Below are 19,485 nucleotides of genomic sequence, written 5' to 3'. Positions count from 1 at the left end.
TATATGTTAATAAGGAGATTCATATTTCTACAGCTTGAGGATGATTATCTATAACTAGGTCTACTGCTTTAGCATTTAATATTACTTGTTCAGGATTTTTATATCCTGGAATAACAGGGGTAACTGCCGGATGGTTTAAACACCATGCTAACGCCCAAAACGACTTCTGGAACTTCAGAGTGTTTAATTTCCTCAACTTGTTGGAACAGCCTAGCAGTTTCAACAGGATCATGGGTAGATCGTATATCATTATTGCTAAAGGTAGATCCTGATTTATATTTTCAGCTTAAATATCCACTTGATAATGACACTTGTGCAAGAACTGCTAAATTTTGTAATAAATTGTTCAGACAAATGATTACCATAGCATTCAGCTGTATCAATGAAGTTAATACCAACATTTTCAGCTGTGCTTAATATATTATCAACTTCAGCTTGAGAGAAGTTTACGCCCTACCTCCCACCAAATTGCCATGTATCTACCCCGATAATAGATATATTAAGCCCGGTTCTTCCTAATGTTCTATATTTCATATTCTCACATCATGTTAGTATTTCTATTTCATTATAACTGGTATATTGTTTTTAGAAAAACTTGGGGATAATATACAAATGGTCTTTAGTAAGATTCTAGTAAGACAGTAAAAATTTAATTAAAATTGAAACTAGTAGGTGTCTAATTCGTAAATATAGTAGTTGCATTAAAGGGGAGAAAGATATGGTATGTAAATCCGGCGAGACAAAAGAATATCTAGAAGAAGAGTTAGCAATTATTAATAAATGGGAAGAAGAGCAAAAGGGGCTGTGGTTTTGGGAAAAGCTAGGTCGACTTCCGTTTAAAATCTTAGACAGGATTACTCCGCAAATTATTCATAATAAAATTGGTATGGCTATAGATGAGATTGGCAGCTATCTACAGACAGGCGGACGATATTTAGTAAGCGAAATGGGGATTTTCAATAAAATAAGTAAAAAGACCGGAGTTAGTGAAGTGACGATCTCGTATATTTCTGAATTACCGCTCACAACTATGGATGAAATTAGTCAAGAAATAATAACCTCACGAAAAAGGGTAGCAATGACGCAAGGAGCTACGACGGGTATTGGTGGTGTTTTTACCCTTACTATTGATATTCCTTTTATTTTAGGTATATCTTTAAAAACACTTCAAGAAATAGCGTTGAGTTATGGGTTTGATCCCAATGATAAAAAGGAGAGAGTTTTTATTGTAAAATGTCTTCAATTTGTATCATCAGATATTGTTGGTAAACAAGCCATTCTCCGTGAGTTATCTGATTATTCCTCATTAGATCCAAATAAAAAAGAAGAGACACTTTCACAAGTTCAAGGCTGGAGAGAGGTAATTATAAGTTACCGTGATAATTTTGGTTGGAAGAAGTTATTTCAAATGATACCGATTGCCGGGATGATTTTTGGTTCCATTATTAATAAATCAATGGTCAATGATATTGGGGAAACAGGTAGGATGTTATATAAAAAGCGACGAATTAAGGAACGGTTAAAATCTTTTGAGTGAAATCAGTAATATTAAAGGAAAAAACAGACTCTAAAGAGTCTGTTTTTTAGTAGCTATATAATTAGTTCTTACGAACGTTAGCAGCTTGTGGTCCACGTGCACCTTGTTCTACGTCAAAAGATACTTCTTGACCTTCTTCAAGTGATTTAAAACCTTCGCCTTGGATTGCTGAAAAATGTACGAATACATCTTCGCCACCTTCACGTTCGATGAATCCGAAACCTTTTTCTGCATTAAACCATTTTACTTTACCATTTTCCATTTTTGTTGCCTCCTAGTGTGTTTATACACACATTTGTATTACTATTCTTGCTCTATCAGATATCCAGGCGCAAAGTTAAATCTTTTTCCCTTTTATTGCGAACAAAAATAATTCTTATTAACCATAACAGAAAGAGCAAAATTAAGCAAGGAAATATTTAATATACTATTGTGAAATAGGATTATTAATAGTCGAACGTTAGTTATTGTAGGGTTGTAACCTCGTTTTGATCAAACTCTTCCTCGAAATAAAAAGTTTGTGGGTGTTCTTTTACGGTATACGAATATCGTTTCATATTCGGGACGTAACTAAATTTACTAATAGTTACAATCTCTCCATTAGCTTTAATTCGTACTTTATCATTTGGTTGAAATTTATTATTACTTCTCATTTAGTCAAAACCTCCCTTACAGCTTATATATATTATCTCATACTTACACTTTTTATGTTGAGATTTGCTTAAATGTTTTACTCAGTGATAATATGCATTTTTAATATTACTATGGTGTTTATTGGAAAATAAGGGTATACTAGTAGAATGGGTAAAAACCCTTGCACTTCTGATGTGTGACTCCCTGACAGAAGCTGTGAGATTAACACAGGAAGGATGACGATAATGACAAGTATATTTTATCAAGCTAAAGCTGGCGATGGAAATAAAAAGAAAGGATTGAAAAGAACCAATTCTTTTTTCAAAACCCCTCAGGAAGCGGTATCTGAAGCATTAGCTCTAAAGGAAAAGATGGATTCTACATACAAAAATGAAATCCAATGGGACTATGAAGGGAAAATCACAGGCACTTCTGAGAAGATGAAAATATTAAGAGGGTACTTAGGTGGAGATCGAAAGTCTGAACCGTTTTATCTGCAAATTCTAACTGTTAAACCGCAGGATAAAATGAGTGCTATATCACCCATACAACCTAAAAGTGTTACATCAAACGATGAAAAAATAATAAATAAAGTACTTCAACTATTAAATAAGTAACTAATACTGAAATGTAGACTGTAGACCACTGAAAAAAGTGGTCTATTTAGTTTTAATAAATATGAGAAATAATTGTTGTATACACTAGCTGCTTCCTGTTGTCTATAGATTAGTTCTGATGTCGGATATAGCGTTTTAAATTAATGGCTTTCCGGCATCAGCAGAAAGATTCGGGTCACCACCACCAATAATCATTAAAGTATCTTCAGGAGGATCAATATTCGGGTTAAGTGTTTCTGTTTGTTTAAGTCCTTTCTTTAATTTGTTCTGATCGAAAAGATTGTCTTCATTGTTATCTTTCGCCATTTTTATCACCTCTCAAGTATGATTTGTTACATAGGAATCATATATACACATAATGAAACAACTTATGGTATGAAGAGGAGTTTAATAAAATTGTCGAGATTGACTAAAAAGAACTGTATACTTGTAACAGGTATATATAAACTTATACGGAGCGGTCTGTATATAGAGGGAGTCTTTTTTATGTTAGGAATACTAAATCAATATTTAGTTAGAATTATGCCGATTATAACACCAATAGGTGTTATGCTTGGTGTGTTTTTTTCTGAGTGGTTGCATTCTTTTGTTTTTCTTGTTCCATGGATTTTTGCATTTATGACTTTTACCGGAAGTTTAGGATCCAAATTTACAGATCTAAAATCGGTTATCCAAAACCCAATTTCACTCATTGTTTGTTTAGGATTGTTACATGTATTAATGCCAATGCTAGCATTTGTTACGGGTAAAATTATTTTTATGAATGATCAACATACCATTACAGGGTTAATTTTGGCTTTTGTTATTCCAACAGGGGTTTCAAGTTTAATATGGGTTTCAATTTATAAGGGAAATGTGATACTTACACTGTCAATAATACTTATAGACACGATGTTAGCCCCAATCTTAGTTCCATCCGTTCTACACTTGTTAATAGGGACAGAAATTGAAATGGATGGGTTAGCAATAATGAATGGACTCATTTGGATGATTGTTATCCCTTCGGTTTTCGGAATGACTTTGAATGCTGTTACTAAAGGGAAGGTTAATTCGTCACTTGAGCCTAAGCTTGCCCCTTTTTCTAAACTTGGGCTCGGGGCAGTTGTTGCCATAAATAGCTCTGCTATTGCTCCTTATTTTAGGGATATAAACGGGAAGTTGATTGTAATAATTGGAGTGGTGTTTATTCTAGCTCTTTTAGGGTATGTGATAGGATGGTTAGTAGCAAAGTCGCTTAAGATGGAGAGAGGGGCCATTATTACTGTAACTTATAACAGTGGGATGAGAAATATTAGTGCCGCAGCAGTATTAGCGATTAGTTATTTCCCAGCACCAGTAGCTGTGCCGGTAATTATAGGAATGTTATTTCAACAAATATTAGCCTCATTGGCAGGTACGCTATTAACAAAGACTTATGAAATCGATGAGGAAAGAGTTCTTTCCTCGTAAAAGAAAATGTGCCAGTATAGAATATAAAGGGAGCCGTTCATTAATTAATGAACGGCTCTGTCAATGGATTTTCATATATTATACAACTTTATTTCTTGTTACATCATTATACTTATTAAGTAGTTGATCGAGCTGTTGACTTAAATGGATGGTTTGAGGGTCTCTCATGCCATTGGTTATTCCTGAAGTTATCAGCTTAGCTCTGAGAAAATCGATTTCTTTAAGTAGTGTAGATTCAACGGTTGTATTTACTTTCATCGTTTTATAACTCCTCTTTATTAGCATATTATAAATATACCATTTTATGGATATAAAAGGTGTTGGAATTTTTGAAATATTTGTGTCAAATATAATGTGACTAATATCAAAAGATAGAATATAGTTATCCTTTAAGTAAATCGGTTTAGTAGGATATTAATTCTTTTTATTCTACCATACTATATAAGGAAAATGATTTTTTAACTAGGTTTCAAAAGTATTTATGTAATATATATTAATAGGTAACTTGACATAAATGTTATCCTTTTGACTGACAAAATACTCATGGGTAATTTTACCACAGTTTATTTCATAAAAAAAGTATATATATTCATTACTTAGAAAAATTATTCAATTAATTATCCGCATAAAAACTTACATGTTTTATATAATGTCCTCCAACCTTTGCTGGTACATTATTTAGTAAAGATTATATTATAAACTAATTTAGCAAACCCATCAACCTCCATCAGTTCGTTTAGAAGGTAGTCTTATACAATATTGACTTGCTTTAATTTTAGAAATAAATGTCCGAATAATCGATGCACCTATATGTGGAGTGATTAATCATTCATATCTGCTTTTTAACGTTAGGAAAAAAATTGAGTTATAAATTATAAATATTTGTGTTAATGGACAATGACGTTGTAAAATAAACAAATATAGCCGATCTTAATATAAACTTTCTACATCTGCAAATTCACTCAATTTCTTACTATTTAGATTAAAAAACGATTTTAGAAGGAAGGTGCCAGGATACTATGAGCGAATTAAATCAACTGCATCATGAGGCGACAGAAGTGTTGAAAGAGACAAGTCGTACTTTCTTTATTCCAATCAGTTACCTACCACCAAGATTAAAAGAGACAGTTACTTCTGCTTATTTATGTATGAGAGCAATTGATGAAATTGAAGATCATACCGAGCTTGATTGTAATACTAAAGCCAATTTATTATATTTAATAAGTCAAATTCTTCAAAAGCCAATAAATGAGCATGAGCTTGTGGAACTCTTTCAACCATATGAATCGCTATTACCTGAAGTCACTTTTAGGCTTGGAGATTGGATTAAGCTATGTCCATCTGAAATTGTGGAGAACGTCTTAGATGCAACATCTACAATGGCAAAAGGAATGGCCGACTGGGTAAAACGAGATTGGCAAATTAACACTGAAACGGATCTAGATTCATATACATATTACGTTGCTGGTCTTGTTGGGGTCATGTTATCGGATATATGGAAATGGTATGATAATACTGAAACAGATCGAGAACTTGCAATTGCTTTTGGGCGTGGCTTGCAGTCTGTTAATATTCTCCGAAATCATGAAGAAGATCGTAGTCGAGGGGTAAATTTCTTCCCGGATGGATGGGAACTTAATGATATGTTTGCATATGCTCGCCGTAACTTAGCGCAAGCAGACGCTTATGTAAAGGATATTAATACTGAAACGATCATTCACTTTTGTAATATTCCATTAGCGCTTGCTCATGCTACGCTAAATGCATTAACAGAAGGAAAAGAAAAAATGAGTAGGGCAGATGTTTCTGAAGTTGTAAGCCGTGTTGTAGGAAAATAATAGATTATGAATATTATTGCAAAAACTACAAATTTTAAATAAAAAATCGCTCTATTATGAGCGATTTTTTTTAGTATTAACAATTAGGAAATTAACTTTAAGCCAATGACCGAACATAATATCATAGATATAAAAACAATTCGTTTCCAATCTTTTGCTTCTCCATAAAAAAACATTCCTATCACTGTTGCGCCAGCAGCACCAATACCTGTCCAAATGGCATAGGCTGTACTCATTGGAATTGAAACCATTGCGAACGATAATAGAATAAAACTAGCTATAAAACCTATTGTTAACAATAATAATGAGGTCCATTTTCGATCCTGATTGAACTTATTAATCATTGTTACACCAAATATCTCACAAAAGCCAGCAGCAATTAAGGCGACCCAAGCCACTATGAATCAACCCCTTTCTCACTCTTCGTATTTGTAATTAGTTTTAAACCAATAACGCCAATTAATAAAAATCCAATTAATAGCAATTTTTCCAGTTTTACAGACTCTCCGAAGATAATAATTTCTGTTAGAACAGATCCTGCTGTACCTAAACCAACAAAAACAGCATAAACAGTACCGACTGGAAGTTTTTGTGTTGCTTTAATTAATAAATAAAAGCTCATAAAAATTGAAATAATTGTTAGAACCCATGACCAAAAGCCATCTGCATGTTTTAGTCCACTAACCCAGAACACCTCAAATATTGCAGCGATCAATATGGTAACCCAATAACTTTGCAAATTTATTCACTCCTTAGCTATAGTACGTTTACTTTCCATCAAAAAAAGGAAACAAAAAAAGCCTAGTAGAATACAAAGTTTGTAATCTCCCAGGCTTTTTTCCTTCCGTGTCACAGTATATAACTGTGGGTTTTCTCTCGGACCAGTCCAACAAGGAGTTGCGGAACCCTAGAAAACCTTTCTATATTCTATTAGTAATTAGTTCTATTTTCATTGTGGCATACATTTCAGACCTCATCTAGAAAAAAGATGATAATTTATACAATAGCATAAATAGTACTCTATGGACAATGGTTTAAGTCAAATACCATAGTTTTTATTGTACAAGTGAGATCTTAAAATACCAAGAGAGTTTAGATAATACAATATCTCTAAACCCTCATACTTAGAGTATTGGTGAAAGTAATCTAGATATCGATTCCTTAAATCTTACTTTTCGAGGACGTTTTTCATATTTACTGAGTGTAAGTGTATCAGACAATAGAACGTCTTCATTGAATGCATCCGTTAATTTCCTGGCAATGTCTTCATCGTATAAAAAAGCATTTACTTCAAAGTTTAGCTTAAAGCTTCGTACATCTATATTGGCTGTACCTACGGAACATATTTGTTCATCAACAATTATTGTCTTTGCATGTATAAACCCGTTTTCGTAAATATAAACAGATGCACCAGCTTTTAATAACTCACCGATGTAGGATAAAGTTGCCCAATATACAAAAATATGATCGGGTTTATTAGGGATCATGATTTTTACATCTATCCCTGATAAGCATGCAATTCGAAGTGCATCAAGTAGGCTAGCATCCGGAATAAAATATGGTGTCTGAATAATTACTGAACTTTTCGCCGACAAGATCATTTTAATATACCCATTTTTAATTTGTTCCCACTCAGAATCGGGTCCGCTTGTTACAATTTGCAAACCAACACTACCAGACGAATCACACTTTGGAAAGTATCTTGGGTGATAAGTAATGGAATGTGTAGTAGATGCTTGATTCCAATCAAGGATAAAACGGGTTTGGATAGCATGTAAGGCAGTACCTTGTATTCGTAAGTGTGTATCTCGCCAATAGCCGAATTTGGGATCTAGGCCGAGATATTCATCGCCGACATTAAAGCCGCCAATATAACCGATTTTCCCATCAATAATTACTAACTTTCGGTGATTACGAAAATTCAAACGGAAATTTAGTAATGGTAATTTAGAAGGAAAAAAAACTTCGACTCTTCCGCCAGCCTCGTGTAAACCTTTAAAAAAACGTTTTCGCAGTCGTCTCGAACCAAGATCATCGTATAAAACTCTTACTTTAACACCTTCAAGAGCTTTTTTAGTTAACGCATTAATAAGCTTTGAACCAAGATTATCATTTTTAATAATATAATACTGGATATGGATGTGATCCGTTGCTGCTTCAATGTCCTTAAATAATTGATTGAATTTTTCTTTTCCATCTGTAAACAAATCTACAATGTTATCTTCTGTCAAAACAGCATCATTATTAAAAAGGTGCATATAAATTAAATCGCGATTATTTCTGGTAGCTGTTGTTGCTTGACTTCGAAATGGAAATAAGTTTTCTTTTAAATCATTAATTTGGGCGGTGATTAACTTTTCAATACCAATTTTCTTTCGATCCTCCCATTGAAACATTGGGTGTCGACTTAGGTTTTGGCCAAAGAGTAAATATAAGATAAACCCAAGTAAGGGAATAAAGAACAGTACTAATAACCACGCCCAAGTTGAACTTGGGTCACGTCTTTCTCTGAAGATCACAAAAATAGCCAAGAGAATATTGACAATAAGAACTAATCCTAGTAAAGCAGAAGTTAGGGTCATATTTAATCCTCTCTATCACTATAGATATTCATATCATATCATAACAGTAATAAAAGTCGCCGATAATGCTTTAACGCACATAAATATACTGTGTGTCTGTTAGGCTGTGCCTTTTGAGAGCTTAACAAAATATAATGAACAATTTCGATATAGTCCTTCCATCTTATTGGATTTGAAAGGCGAATAGAACGGTCTGAATTCCAAAAGATATTGATGGTCGAGTAATAAAAGTTAATTAGTATAAATAAAAAGAAATAATCAAAAGCTATGCTTACTTTAAGAAGTATGAATGGAGGCGCAGCAATATGAAACCATATCAGCTTAACCAAATGATTATTGATGATGGGTTTAATAGCCAAGAATATGTCACTGCAGATATTACATATGATCGTCAAAATTATAGCATAACCTTTAATAAAGCAGACCTTGAAATTATGAATAGTTGGGTTTTTGAAGATGAAACATCAATGCCTGCAAATCTGCCAGATCAATTAATCGATTCCCTAAGAGAAGTAATAAAACAAAGAATTTAGATTTTATTGTTTTATAAAATTAGGGGAATTACTTAAAAAAAAGAGTATAAAAAACGTTACCGAAACCAATTAATAAATAAGGACATACAAATCGACGATTTAATAAAAAAATAATTGACTTTAAAATCAAAGGTTGTTAATATATTTTATGTTCTTTTAAAATTTGTTTGGTGACGATAGCGAAGAGGTCACACCCGTTCCCATTCCGAACACGGAAGTTAAGCTCTTCAGCGCCGATGGTAGTTGGGGGCTGTCCCCCTGTGAGAGTAGGACGTNAATATATTTTATGTTCTTTTAAAATTTGTTTGGTGACGATAGCGAAGAGGTCACACCCGTTCCCATTCCGAACACGGAAGTTAAGCTCTTCAGCGCCGATGGTAGTTGGGGGCTGTCCCCCTGTGAGAGTAGGACGTTGCCAAGCAAATCCCCTACAGGGGGTTATTTTTAACATAAACCATTGACTTCTACGAAGTGAGATGATAATATTAGCTTTGTTATCACAACGACTGTAGAAAGTGAAAAAAGAAAAAACGATTAAGGATATTGACTTCCATGAAAAAGGGTGTTATGATAACCCTTGTCCTTATTGCTTAGTGATGATGTATAAATGTTCTTTGAAAACTAAACAAAATGTCAAGCGTGCAAAACAAGTTGAACTAAGTTCAACAACCAAGTCAGTTTATTAGTTTGAGCAATCAAACCCTTTTCGGTCGACTAAAGTCCACAACATCCTGTTGTGAACGTCGACACTTGAACATCCTGTTCTTCGGAGAGTTTGATCCTGGCTCAGGACGAACGCTGGCGGCGTGCCTAATACATGCAAGTCGAGCGGATGACGAGGAGCTTGCTCCTCTGATTCAGCGGCGGACGGGTGAGTAACACGTGGGCAACCTGCCTGTAAGACTGGGATAACTTCGGGAAACCGGAGCTAATACCGGATAATCTCTTGAACCACATGGTTTAAGAATAAAAGATGGTTTCGGCTATCACTTACAGATGGGCCCGCGGCGCATTAGCTAGTTGGTGAGGTAACGGCTCACCAAGGCGACGATGCGTAGCCGACCTGAGAGGGTGATCGGCCACACTGGGACTGAGACACGGCCCAGACTCCTACGGGAGGCAGCAGTAGGGAATCTTCCGCAATGGACGAAAGTCTGACGGAGCAACGCCGCGTGAGCGATGAAGGCCTTCGGGTCGTAAAGCTCTGTTGTTAGGGAAGAACACGTACCAGTTAACTGCTGGTACCTTGACGGTACCTAACCAGAAAGCCACGGCTAACTACGTGCCAGCAGCCGCGGTAATACGTAGGTGGCAAGCGTTGTCCGGAATTATTGGGCGTAAAGCGCGCGAAGGCGGTTTCTTAAGTCTGATGTGAAAGCACCCGGCTAAACCGGGGAGGGTCATTGGAAACTGGGAAACTTGAGTGCAGAAGAGGAGAGTGGAATTCCACGTGTAGCGGTGAAATGCGTAGAGATGTGGAGGAACACCAGTGGCGAAGGCGACTCTCTGGTCTGTAACTGACGCTGAGGCGCGAAAGCGTGGGGAGCGAACAGGATTAGATACCCTGGTAGTCCACGCCGTAAACGATGAGTGCTAAGTGTTGGAGGGTTTCCGCCCTTCAGTGCTGCAGCTAACGCATTAAGCACTCCGCCTGGGGAGTACGGTCGCAAGACTGAAACTCAAAGGAATTGACGGGGGCCCGCACAAGCGGTGGAGCATGTGGTTTAATTCGAAGCAACGCGAAGAACCTTACCAGGTCTTGACATCCTCTGCTACTTCTAGAGATAGAAGGTTCCCCTTCGGGGGACAGAGTGACAGGTGGTGCATGGTTGTCGTCAGCTCGTGTCGTGAGATGTTGGGTTAAGTCCCGCAACGAGCGCAACCCTTGTCCTTAGTTGCCAGCATTCAGTTGGGCACTCTAAGGAGACTGCCGGTGACAAACCGGAGGAAGGTGGGGATGACGTCAAATCATCATGCCCCTTATGACCTGGGCTACACACGTGCTACAATGGATGGTACAAAGGGTTGCGAGACCGCGAGGTTGAGCCAATCCCATAAAGCCATTCTCAGTTCGGATTGTAGGCTGCAACTCGCCTACATGAAGCTGGAATCGCTAGTAATCGCGGATCAGCATGCCGCGGTGAATACGTTCCCGGGCCTTGTACACACCGCCCGTCACACCACGAGAGTTTGTAACACCCGAAGTCGGTGGGGTAACCTTTTGGAGCCAGCCGCCTAAGGTGGGACAGATGATTGGGGTGAAGTCGTAACAAGGTAGCCGTATCGGAAGGTGCGGCTGGATCACCTCCTTTCTAAGGAAGAATTACGAAGACGCGCTTAGACATTTTGTTTAGTTTTGAGAGAGCATTCTCTCTATATTGTTCTTTGAAAACTAGATAGCAATAACATTCATATTTACTGTAGAAAAGTTCTTATTAAAATCTTGATGATTAAGATCATCTTAGGTTAAGTGAATAAGGGCGCACGGTGAATGCCTTGGCACTAGGAGCCGATGAAGGACGGGACTAACACCGATATGCTTCGGGGAGCTGTAAGTAAGCTTTGATCCGGAGATTTCCGAATGGGGAAACCCACTGTTCGTAATGGAACAGGATCTGTACCTGAATACATAGGGTACTGAAGGCAGACCCGGGGAACTGAAACATCTAAGTACCCGGAGGAAGAGAAAGCAAACGCGATTTCCTGAGTAGCGGCGAGCGAAACGGAAGAAGCCCAAACCAAGAGGCTTGCCTCTTGGGGTTGTAGGACACTCTATACGGAGTTACAAAGGAACGAAGTAGGTGAAGTGGTTTGGAAAGACCAGCCGAAGAAGGTAACAGCCCTGTAGCTGAAACTTCGTTCTCTCTTGAGTGGATCCTGAGTACGGCGGGACACGTGAAATCCCGTCGGAAGCTGGGAGGACCATCTCCCAAGGCTAAATACTCCCTAGTGACCGATAGTGAACCAGTACCGTGAGGGAAAGGTGAAAAGCACCCCGGAAGGGGAGTGAAAGAGATCCTGAAACCGTGTGCCTACAAGTAGTTGGAGCCCATTTATGGGTGACAGCGTGCCTTTTGTAGAATGAACCGGCGAGTTACGATCCCGTGCAAGGTTAAGTCGAAGAGACGGAGCCGCAGCGAAAGCGAGTCTGAATAGGGCGATTGTAGTACGTGGTCGTAGACCCGAAACCAGGTGATCTACCCATGTCCAGGGTGAAGTCCAGGTAACACTGGATGGAGGCCCGAACCCACGCACGTTGAAAAGTGCGGGGATGAGGTGTGGGTAGCGGAGAAATTCCAATCGAACTTGGAGATAGCTGGTTCTCCCCGAAATAGCTTTAGGGCTAGCCTTAAGGTAAGAGTCTTGGAGGTAGAGCACTGATTGGACTAGGGGCCCCCATCGGGTTACCGAATTCAGTCAAACTCCGAATGCCAAAGACTTATCCTTAGGAGTCAGACTACGAGTGATAAGGTCCGTGGTCAAGAGGGAAACAGCCCAGATCACCAGCTAAGGTCCCAAAGTATACGTTAAGTGGCAAAGGATGTGGAGTTGCTTAGACAACCAGGATGTTGGCTTAGAAGCAGCCACCATTTAAAGAGTGCGTAATAGCTCACTGGTCGAGTGACTCTGCGCCGAAAATGTAACGGGGCTAAACGTATCACCGAAGCTGTGGATTGACACTTACGTGTCAGTGGTAGGGGAGCGTTCTAAGGGCTTTGAAGCTAGACCGGAAGGACTAGTGGAGCGCTTAGAAGTGAGAATGCCGGTGTGAGTAGCGAAAAGACAAGTGAGAATCTTGTCCATCGAAAGCCTAAGGTTTCCTGAGGAAGGCTCGTCCGCTCAGGGTTAGTCGGGACCTAAGCCGAGGCCGAAAGGCGTAGGCGATGGCCAACAGGTTGATATTCCTGTACCACCTCTTTACCGTTTGAGCAATGGAGGGACGCAGGAGGATAGGGTAAGCGCGCTGTTGGATATGCGCGTCCAAGCAGTTAGGCTGGTAAGTAGGCAAATCCGCTTACCACATAAGCTGAGCTGTGATGGCGAGGGAAATATAGTACCGAAGTTCCTGATTCCACACTGCCAAGAAAAGCTTCTAGCGAGGTAGAAGGTGCCCGTACCGCAAACCGACACAGGTAGGCGAGGAGAGAATCCTAAGATGCGCGAGAGAACTCTCGTTAAGGAACTCGGCAAAATGACCCCGTAACTTCGGGAGAAGGGGTGCTCTGATAGCGTGCAAGCGCGAGAGAGCCGCAGTGAATAGGCCCAAGCGACTGTTTAGCAAAAACACAGGTCTCTGCGAAGCCGCAAGGCGAAGTATAGGGGCTGACACCTGCCCGGTGCTGGAAGGTTAAGAGGAGAGGTTATCCTTTTCGGAGAAGCTTTGAATCGAAGCCCCAGTAAACGGCGGCCGTAACTATAACGGTCCTAAGGTAGCGAAATTCCTTGTCAGGTAAGTTCTGACCCGCACGAAAGGTGTAACGATTTGGGCACTGTCTCAACGAGAGACTCGGTGAAATCATAGTACCTGTGAAGATGCAGGTTACCCGCGACAGGACGGAAAGACCCCGTGGAGCTTTACTGCAACCTGATATTGAATTTTGGTACAGCTTGTACAGGATAGGTAGGAGCCTGAGAAGCCGGAGCGCCAGCTTCGGTGGAGGCATCGGTGGGATACTACCCTGGCTGTATTGAAATTCTAACCCGCGCCCCTGATCGGGGCGGGAGACAGTGTCAGGTGGGCAGTTTGACTGGGGCGGTCGCCTCCTAAAGAGTAACGGAGGCGCCCAAAGGTTCCCTCAGAATGGTTGGAAATCATTCGTAGAGTGTAAAGGCACAAGGGAGCTTGACTGCGAGACCTACAAGTCGAGCAGGGACGAAAGTCGGGCTTAGTGATCCGGTGGTTCCGCATGGAAGGGCCATCGCTCAACGGATAAAAGCTACCCCGGGGATAACAGGCTTATCTCCCCCAAGAGTCCACATCGACGGGGAGGTTTGGCACCTCGATGTCGGCTCATCGCATCCTGGGGCTGTAGTCGGTCCCAAGGGTTGGGCTGTTCGCCCATTAAAGCGGTACGCGAGCTGGGTTCAGAACGTCGTGAGACAGTTCGGTCCCTATCCGTCGTGGGCGTCGGAAATTTGAGAGGAGCTGTCCTTAGTACGAGAGGACCGGGATGGACACACCGCTGGTGTACCAGTTGTTCTGCCAAGAGCATCGCTGGGTAGCTATGTGTGGACGGGATAAGTGCTGAAAGCATCTAAGCATGAAGCCCCCCTCAAGATGAGATTTCCCATTACTTTAAGTAAGTAAGATCCCTCAGAGATGATGAGGTAGATAGGTTCGAGGTGGAAGCATGGTGACATGTGGAGCTGACGAATACTAATCGATCGAGGACTTAACCAAGTAGAAAACCTGACACGACTGTTCAGACTCGATGAGCAAATGTTCTTCCGACGAAGAAGTCGATAGACTTCCGGAGGAGGAAGGTTATTTGATCTCGAGAGTCTAGGAGTGGAAGGTGGACAATTACCTACAGTTTATGAATGCTTGTTATCTAGTTTTGAGGGAACAACCTCAGGTTAAATAAATTGTTTGGTGACGATAGCGAAGAGGTCACACCCGTTCCCATTCCGAACACGGAAGTTAAGCTCTTCAGCGCCGATGGTAGTTGGGGGCTGTCTCCCTGTGAGAGTAGGACGTTGCCAAGCAAATGCATATGGATTTTCTAAAAAAATATTGACTTCCACGAAAGTGTGTGTTAATATAAATCTTGTGAGAATAAAATGAACAATAAATAGTGAAATGAAATCTCAATGTAATTTGGCCCGTTGGTCAAGCGGTTAAGACACCGCCCTTTCACGGCGGTAACACGGGTTCGAATCCCGTACGGGTCACCAAATTGGAGGATTAGCTCAGCTGGGAGAGCACCTGCCTTACAAGCAGGGGGTCGGCGGTTCGATCCCGTCATCCTCCACCATAATTGCCGGTGTAGCTCAATTGGCAGAGCAACTGACTTGTAATCAGTAGGTTGGGGGTTCGATTCCTCTCGCCGGCACCACTTTCTTAAAAAATGTACGAGCCATTAGCTCAGTCGGTAGAGCACAACCGAGTAAGCATCCTTGAATAAGCTTCAGAACCTCAATCGAACAACATCATTGAATAAACGATATGAGATTGAGGTGTCGTAGATGCAGTAGAAACATTGGCACAATATAAAATTAATAATCGTACTTTGATACGAGCCATTAGCTCAGTCGGTAGAGCATCTGACTTTTAATCAGAGGGTCGAAGGTTCGAGTCCTTCATGGCTCACCATTTTTGCGGGTGTGGCGGAATTGGCAGACGCACTAGACTTAGGATCTAGCGCCTATGGCGTGGGGGTTCAAGTCCCTCCACCCGCACTTTAAAACACAATATTGCGGAAGTAGTTCAGTGGTAGAACACCACCTTGCCAAGGTGGGGGTCGCGGGTTCGAATCCCGTCTTCCGCTCCAAAAGTCCTGCCGGGGTGGTGGAATTGGCAGACACACAGGACTTAAAATCCTGCGGTAGGTGACTACCGTGCCGGTTCAAGTCCGGCCCTCGGCACCATTTAAATGCGCCCGTAGCTCAATTGGATAGAGCGACGAGCAAAACATCCATGAAATACGACGAGTTGTCCCGACGGATCTAACATCCATGAAAAGCTAGAAGAGGAAGGGACATCTGACATACAAAACTTTTATAGAAGATTAAACGAATGCGCCCGTAGCTCAATTGGATAGAGCGTCTGACTACGGATCAGAAGGTTATGGGTTCGACTCCTGTCGGGCGCGCCATTTCGGGAAGTAGCTCAGCTTGGTAGAGCACTTGGTTTGGGACCAAGGGGTCGCAGGTTCGAATCCTGTCTTCCCGACCATGTAATTACTTTGGGGCCTTAGCTCAGCTGGGAGAGCGCCTGCCTTGCACGCAGGAGGTCAGCGGTTCGATCCCGCTAGGCTCCACCATAATCACTTTAATGCGGAGGAATACCCAAGTCCGGCTGAAGGGATCGGTCTTGAAAACCGACAGGCGGGTTAAACCGCGCGGGGGGTCGAATCCCTCTTCCTCCGCCCTTTAATAAAAATAGTATTATCGCGGGGTGGAGCAACGAGCAAAACATCCGTGAATAAACTACGAGTTGTCCCGACGCATTAACATCTTTGAATATACGAGAAGAGGAAGGGACAGTCATTTTTTCTACAGATCCCTAAGCAAGTACAAAATTATTATAATATTATTATCGCGGGGTGGAGCAGTCTGGTAGCTCGTCGGGCTCATAACCCGAAGGTCACAGGTTCAAATCCTGTCCCCGCAATTTGGTCCGGTAGTTCAGCTGGTTAGAATGCCTGCCTGTCACGCAGGAGGTCGCGGGTTCGAGTCCCGTCCGGACCGCCATCTTTATATCAGTAGAATTTCTACTGTTCATATAGATTTTTTTGGCTCGATAGCTCAGTCGGTAGAGCAGAGGACTGAAAATCCTCGTGTCGGCAGTTCGATTCTGTCTCGAGCCACTTTAAATTTTATACGGAGGGGTAGCGAAGTGGCTAAACGCGGCGGACTGTAAATCCGCTCCCTGTGGGTTCGGCAGTTCGAATCTGTCCCCCTCCACCATTTATAAATAATATGGCGGTTGTGGCGAAGTGGTTAACGCACCGGATTGTGGCTCCGGCATTCGTGGGTTCGATCCCCATCAGTCGCCCCATATATTTTATTCTTTTTATTGGTGGGCTATAGCCAAGCGGTAAGGCAACGGACTTTGACTCCGTCATGCGCTGGTTCGAATCCAGCTAGCCCAGCCATTTCTAACATGGCAGCATAGCCAAGTGGTAAGGCAGAGGTCTGCAAAACCTTTATCACCGGTTCAAATCCGGTTGCTGCCTCCAATTAATATAAAACTCCTTTTGCGGGTGTAGTTTAGTGGTAAAACTACAGCCTTCCAAGCTGTTGTCGTGGGTTCGATTCCCATCACCCGCTCCAGATTTATTAATGGGCCTATAGCTCAGCTGGTTAGAGCGCACGCCTGATAAGCGTGAGGTCGATGGTTCGAGTCCATTTAGGCCCACCATACTCTTAAATCATAGTTGTTCCGCAGTAGCTCAGTGGTAGAGCATTCGGCTGTTAACCGAACGGTCGTAGGTTCGAATCCTACCTGCGGAGCCATTTTTAATTTTGGAGAAGTACTCAAGTGGCTGAAGAGGCGCCCCTGCTAAGGGTGTAGGTCGGGTAACCGGCGCGAGGGTTCAAATCCCTCCTTCTCCGCCATATATAAATTGTATGTCCCAGTAGCTCAGCTGGATAGAGCAACGGCCTTCTAAGCCGTCGGTCGGGAGTTCGAATCTCTCCTGGGACGCTAACCAAAAGACTAGAAGTAACATGCTTCTAGTCTTTTTTTATACATATATATAAACTGTCTCCATAACTGTTGGGTAGTCATAAGGAAATGGTAGTAAAGTAAATCTACTTGTTGTACTGGTAAACCGTTTTAATATACTAGTAAGTCTCTAATAAAGAAATGCTAACTAGGCCATACTATATAGAAAATTATATAGTAGGAGGTATTATAGTTGAGCTTAAAAAGTAAAGCATTATCGATTTTTGCATTGGGCGGTTTAAACGAGATCGGAAAAAATATGTATGCTATTGAATATGATAATAAAATTATTGTGGTTGATTGCGGTAATAAATTTCCCGATGAGAGCTTGTTGGGGATTGATTTAATAATTCCTGATGTTACTTATTTAGAAGAAAATAGAGATAAAGTTAAAGCCTTAATTCTAACTCATGGCCATGAGGATCATATTGGTGGTATCGCATACTTTTTAAAAAAATTAAATGTACCGGTTTATGCAACTAGTTTTACGCTCGGATTAATTGAATTAAAGCTACAAGAGCATAAATTATTAAGGGAAACTGAACTGCATGAAATTGACTCAAACACTAATCTAAACTTTGATGATATCAACATAAGATTTTTTAAAGTAAACCATAGTATACCCGATTGTGTCGGAATAGTTTTCAATACACCGGAAGGCGCGGTTGTACATACTGGTGATTTTAAGTTTGATTTAACTCCTGTAAATAATGAACATTCAGAAATCCATAAAATGGCGGATATTGGTAGTAATGGAGTGTTGTTACTAATTTCAGAAAGTACAAATGCCGAACGTCCTGGTGGTACTCCTTCTGAACAAATGGTAGGAGAACATATAATAGAGGCTTTCATGAAAGCTAAACAAAAAATAGTTATATCTACATTTGCATCAAATATTAATCGTGTTCAACAAATTGTTGTGGCTGCGCAGCTTACAAACAGAAAGATAGTATTGCTCGGGAGAAGTATGGTAAATGTTGTTGCAGTTGCAATCGAACGTGGTTATTTAGATGTACCTGAAGGCATGATCATTGATCAAAACGAAATTAATGAGTTGCCGCCAGATAAGGTCGTCATCTTATGTACAGGAAGTCAAGGAGAACCGTTAGCTGCTCTTGCACGTTTATCAACTGGTGATTATCGTGGCGTAGAAATATTACCTGACGATACAGTAATTTTTGCAGCTGGTCCTATCCCTGGTAACGAAAGAAGTATTACACGAATCGTTGATAATTTATTTGCACTTGGAGCAAAAGTTATTTATGGATCTGGAAGTGCATCTGGTATGCATGTTTCCGGACATGGCTATCAGGAAGACTTAAAGCTCATGCTTACTTTAATGAAACCCAAATATTTTGTACCGATACATGGTGAATTTAGAATGCTGCATCAGCATCGAATATTAGCTGAATCGGTTGGGGTAGAAAAGGGTAATACATTTATAATGAATAATGGTGATGTTGTTGATATTGAAAATGGAGTTGCTAGGCAAACACGAAGTATACCAGTTGGAAATACTTATGTAGATGGAATTGGTGTAGGCGATGTAGGTGATATTGTATTACGGGATCGAAAACAACTCTCAGAGGATGGTATGCTTGTTATTGTATTAACAATGAGTAGAAGAGACAAGAAACTTATTTCTGAGCCTGACACGATTACTCGTGGATTTGTATATGTTAGAAATTCCGAAGAACTTCTTCGTGATGTAAATCAGCTTATAAAAAAGACTGTTAGTGATGTACAAAAATCCAATAAAAATCAGTGGAATGACATTAAATTAAGTATAAAAAAATCGGTAGGACAATATTTATATCAACAAACGAAAAGGAAACCGATGATTCTACCAATTATCATTGAAGTATGATTGAAGTATAGGTATTAATTATCGTTATTACAAATATGTA

General features: G+C 40.4%; 13 protein-coding genes, 23 tRNA genes, 5 rRNA genes, 1 pseudogene and 1 riboswitch. Of the genes and pseudogenes, 34 read left to right on the top strand and 8 right to left on the bottom strand.

What is annotated here, in order from left to right; genetic code table 11:
• Positions 1-19 precede the first annotated feature (19 nt).
• A pseudogene (locus C1724_RS22220) lies at positions 20-534 on the bottom strand (aldo/keto reductase).
• Between the two features lie 184 nt (positions 535-718).
• Here C1724_RS22220 and C1724_RS22215 point away from each other — a divergent pair.
• Positions 719-1,537, top strand: a complete 819-nt coding sequence (locus C1724_RS22215) for an EcsC family protein (RefSeq protein WP_102348951.1) — start codon at positions 719-721, stop codon at positions 1,535-1,537.
• A gap of 61 nt (positions 1,538-1,598) precedes the next feature.
• On the opposite strand, the gene C1724_RS22210 is transcribed toward C1724_RS22215, so the two are convergent.
• Together C1724_RS22210 and C1724_RS22205 are read right to left on the bottom strand one after the other, a co-directional pair.
• Complete coding sequence (locus C1724_RS22210) at positions 1,599-1,799, bottom strand: cold-shock protein (protein ID WP_102348950.1); 201 nt, start codon at positions 1,797-1,799, stop codon at positions 1,599-1,601.
• A 202-nt stretch (positions 1,800-2,001) separates the two neighbouring features.
• Positions 2,002-2,190 (bottom strand): hypothetical protein, encoded by a 189-nt coding sequence (locus C1724_RS22205; protein WP_102348949.1) that lies wholly within the window; start codon positions 2,188-2,190, stop codon positions 2,002-2,004.
• A gap of 225 nt (positions 2,191-2,415) precedes the next feature.
• Between C1724_RS22205 and C1724_RS22200 the strand changes: the two genes are divergently transcribed.
• Positions 2,416-2,787, top strand: coding sequence for a hypothetical protein (locus tag C1724_RS22200; protein WP_102348948.1), 372 nt, complete (start codon positions 2,416-2,418; stop codon positions 2,785-2,787).
• Positions 2,788-2,922: 135 nt separating this feature from the next.
• Here the strand turns inward: C1724_RS22200 and C1724_RS25830 are convergent, their stop codons facing one another.
• On the bottom strand, positions 2,923-3,093 hold the full coding sequence (locus C1724_RS25830; RefSeq protein WP_180994411.1) for a hypothetical protein: 171 nt from the start codon (positions 3,091-3,093) through the stop codon (positions 2,923-2,925).
• Positions 3,094-3,273: 180 nt separating this feature from the next.
• Here C1724_RS25830 and C1724_RS22195 point away from each other — a divergent pair, with 180 nt between their 5' ends.
• Complete coding sequence (locus tag C1724_RS22195; RefSeq protein WP_102348947.1) at positions 3,274-4,236, top strand: bile acid:sodium symporter family protein; 963 nt, start codon at positions 3,274-3,276, stop codon at positions 4,234-4,236.
• Positions 4,237-4,314: 78 nt separating this feature from the next.
• Here C1724_RS22195 and C1724_RS22190 read toward each other — a convergent pair whose 3' ends face one another.
• A complete protein-coding gene (locus C1724_RS22190; protein WP_102348946.1) occupies positions 4,315-4,494 on the bottom strand; it encodes an aspartyl-phosphate phosphatase Spo0E family protein in 180 nt (59 codons plus the stop codon).
• Between the two features lie 761 nt (positions 4,495-5,255).
• Between C1724_RS22190 and C1724_RS22185 the strand changes: the two genes are divergently transcribed.
• A complete protein-coding gene (locus C1724_RS22185) occupies positions 5,256-6,074 on the top strand; it encodes a squalene/phytoene synthase family protein (protein WP_102348945.1) in 819 nt (272 codons plus the stop codon).
• A gap of 83 nt (positions 6,075-6,157) precedes the next feature.
• On the opposite strand, the gene C1724_RS22180 is transcribed toward C1724_RS22185, so the two are convergent.
• The 3 genes from C1724_RS22180 to cls form a co-directional block, all read right to left on the bottom strand.
• Positions 6,158-6,472 (bottom strand): DMT family transporter, encoded by a 315-nt coding sequence (locus C1724_RS22180; RefSeq protein ID WP_102348944.1) that lies wholly within the window; start codon positions 6,470-6,472, stop codon positions 6,158-6,160.
• Positions 6,472-6,813 (bottom strand): DMT family transporter, encoded by a 342-nt coding sequence (locus C1724_RS22175; protein ID WP_102348943.1) that lies wholly within the window; start codon positions 6,811-6,813, stop codon positions 6,472-6,474. Before C1724_RS22175 ends, C1724_RS22180 begins: the two co-directional genes overlap by 1 nt.
• An 84-nt stretch (positions 6,814-6,897) precedes the next feature.
• Positions 6,898-6,996: riboswitch (guanidine-I (ykkC/yxkD leader) on the bottom strand.
• A 202-nt stretch (positions 6,997-7,198) separates the two neighbouring features.
• Complete coding sequence (gene cls / locus C1724_RS22170) at positions 7,199-8,656, bottom strand: cardiolipin synthase (protein ID WP_102348942.1); 1,458 nt, start codon at positions 8,654-8,656, stop codon at positions 7,199-7,201.
• Between the two features lie 305 nt (positions 8,657-8,961).
• On the opposite strand from cls, the gene C1724_RS22165 reads away from it, so the two are divergent.
• From C1724_RS22165 to C1724_RS22020, 30 genes are all read left to right on the top strand, one after another.
• Positions 8,962-9,189, top strand: coding sequence for a hypothetical protein (locus C1724_RS22165; protein ID WP_102348941.1), 228 nt, complete (start codon positions 8,962-8,964; stop codon positions 9,187-9,189).
• Between the two features lie 166 nt (positions 9,190-9,355).
• Positions 9,356-9,472: ribosomal RNA gene (rrf, locus tag C1724_RS22160) — 5S ribosomal RNA — on the top strand.
• A gap of 21 nt (positions 9,473-9,493) precedes the next feature.
• Positions 9,494-9,610: ribosomal RNA gene (gene rrf / locus C1724_RS22155) — 5S ribosomal RNA — on the top strand.
• Positions 9,611-9,952: 342 nt separating this feature from the next.
• Positions 9,953-11,501: ribosomal RNA gene (locus C1724_RS22150) — 16S ribosomal RNA — on the top strand.
• A gap of 152 nt (positions 11,502-11,653) precedes the next feature.
• Positions 11,654-14,590 (top strand): 23S ribosomal RNA (locus C1724_RS22145).
• A gap of 188 nt (positions 14,591-14,778) precedes the next feature.
• Positions 14,779-14,895: ribosomal RNA gene (gene rrf, locus C1724_RS22140) — 5S ribosomal RNA — on the top strand.
• The 16S, 23S and 5S rRNA genes sit together here with 23 tRNA genes alongside, the layout of an rRNA operon.
• 114 nt (positions 14,896-15,009) lie before the next feature.
• Positions 15,010-15,084, top strand: a tRNA-Glu gene (locus C1724_RS22135).
• A gap of 4 nt (positions 15,085-15,088) precedes the next feature.
• Positions 15,089-15,164, top strand: a tRNA-Val gene (locus C1724_RS22130).
• Between the two features lie 5 nt (positions 15,165-15,169).
• Positions 15,170-15,245, top strand: a tRNA-Thr gene (locus tag C1724_RS22125).
• Positions 15,246-15,426: 181 nt separating this feature from the next.
• Positions 15,427-15,502, top strand: a tRNA-Lys gene (locus tag C1724_RS22120).
• A 5-nt stretch (positions 15,503-15,507) separates the two neighbouring features.
• A tRNA-Leu gene (locus tag C1724_RS22115) sits at positions 15,508-15,588 on the top strand.
• A gap of 17 nt (positions 15,589-15,605) precedes the next feature.
• A tRNA-Gly gene (locus C1724_RS22110) sits at positions 15,606-15,680 on the top strand.
• An 8-nt stretch (positions 15,681-15,688) separates the two neighbouring features.
• Positions 15,689-15,777, top strand: a tRNA-Leu gene (locus tag C1724_RS22105).
• Between the two features lie 150 nt (positions 15,778-15,927).
• Positions 15,928-16,004 (top strand) — tRNA-Arg (locus C1724_RS22100).
• Between the two features lie 3 nt (positions 16,005-16,007).
• Positions 16,008-16,084: transfer RNA gene (locus tag C1724_RS22095), tRNA-Pro, on the top strand.
• Positions 16,085-16,096: 12 nt separating this feature from the next.
• Positions 16,097-16,172: transfer RNA gene (locus tag C1724_RS22090), tRNA-Ala, on the top strand.
• Between the two features lie 15 nt (positions 16,173-16,187).
• Positions 16,188-16,277, top strand: a tRNA-Ser gene (locus C1724_RS22085).
• A gap of 171 nt (positions 16,278-16,448) precedes the next feature.
• Positions 16,449-16,522, top strand: a tRNA-Met gene (locus C1724_RS22080).
• 3 nt (positions 16,523-16,525) lie between these two features.
• Positions 16,526-16,602 (top strand) — tRNA-Asp (locus C1724_RS22075).
• A 43-nt stretch (positions 16,603-16,645) separates the two neighbouring features.
• Positions 16,646-16,718, top strand: a tRNA-Phe gene (locus C1724_RS22070).
• 15 nt (positions 16,719-16,733) lie between these two features.
• Positions 16,734-16,818 (top strand) — tRNA-Tyr (locus C1724_RS22065).
• Between the two features lie 15 nt (positions 16,819-16,833).
• A tRNA-His gene (locus C1724_RS22060) sits at positions 16,834-16,909 on the top strand.
• Between the two features lie 22 nt (positions 16,910-16,931).
• Positions 16,932-17,006, top strand: a tRNA-Gln gene (locus C1724_RS22055).
• A gap of 10 nt (positions 17,007-17,016) precedes the next feature.
• Positions 17,017-17,090 (top strand) — tRNA-Cys (locus C1724_RS22050).
• A gap of 20 nt (positions 17,091-17,110) precedes the next feature.
• Positions 17,111-17,184 (top strand) — tRNA-Gly (locus tag C1724_RS22045).
• Between the two features lie 11 nt (positions 17,185-17,195).
• Positions 17,196-17,272 (top strand) — tRNA-Ile (locus C1724_RS22040).
• Between the two features lie 20 nt (positions 17,273-17,292).
• Positions 17,293-17,367 (top strand) — tRNA-Asn (locus tag C1724_RS22035).
• Positions 17,368-17,378: 11 nt separating this feature from the next.
• Positions 17,379-17,469 (top strand) — tRNA-Ser (locus C1724_RS22030).
• A gap of 14 nt (positions 17,470-17,483) precedes the next feature.
• Positions 17,484-17,557 (top strand) — tRNA-Arg (locus tag C1724_RS22025).
• Positions 17,558-17,771: 214 nt separating this feature from the next.
• Positions 17,772-19,445, top strand: a complete 1,674-nt coding sequence (locus C1724_RS22020; RefSeq protein ID WP_258000499.1) for a ribonuclease J — start codon at positions 17,772-17,774, stop codon at positions 19,443-19,445.
• The last annotated feature ends 40 nt before the right edge of the window (positions 19,446-19,485 follow it).

Source organism: Bacillus sp. Marseille-P3661 (assembly GCF_900240995.1).
Taxonomy (GTDB): domain Bacteria; phylum Bacillota; class Bacilli; order Bacillales; family Bacillaceae_J; genus OESV01.
This window is presented reverse-complemented; position numbering and strand designations above follow the sequence as displayed.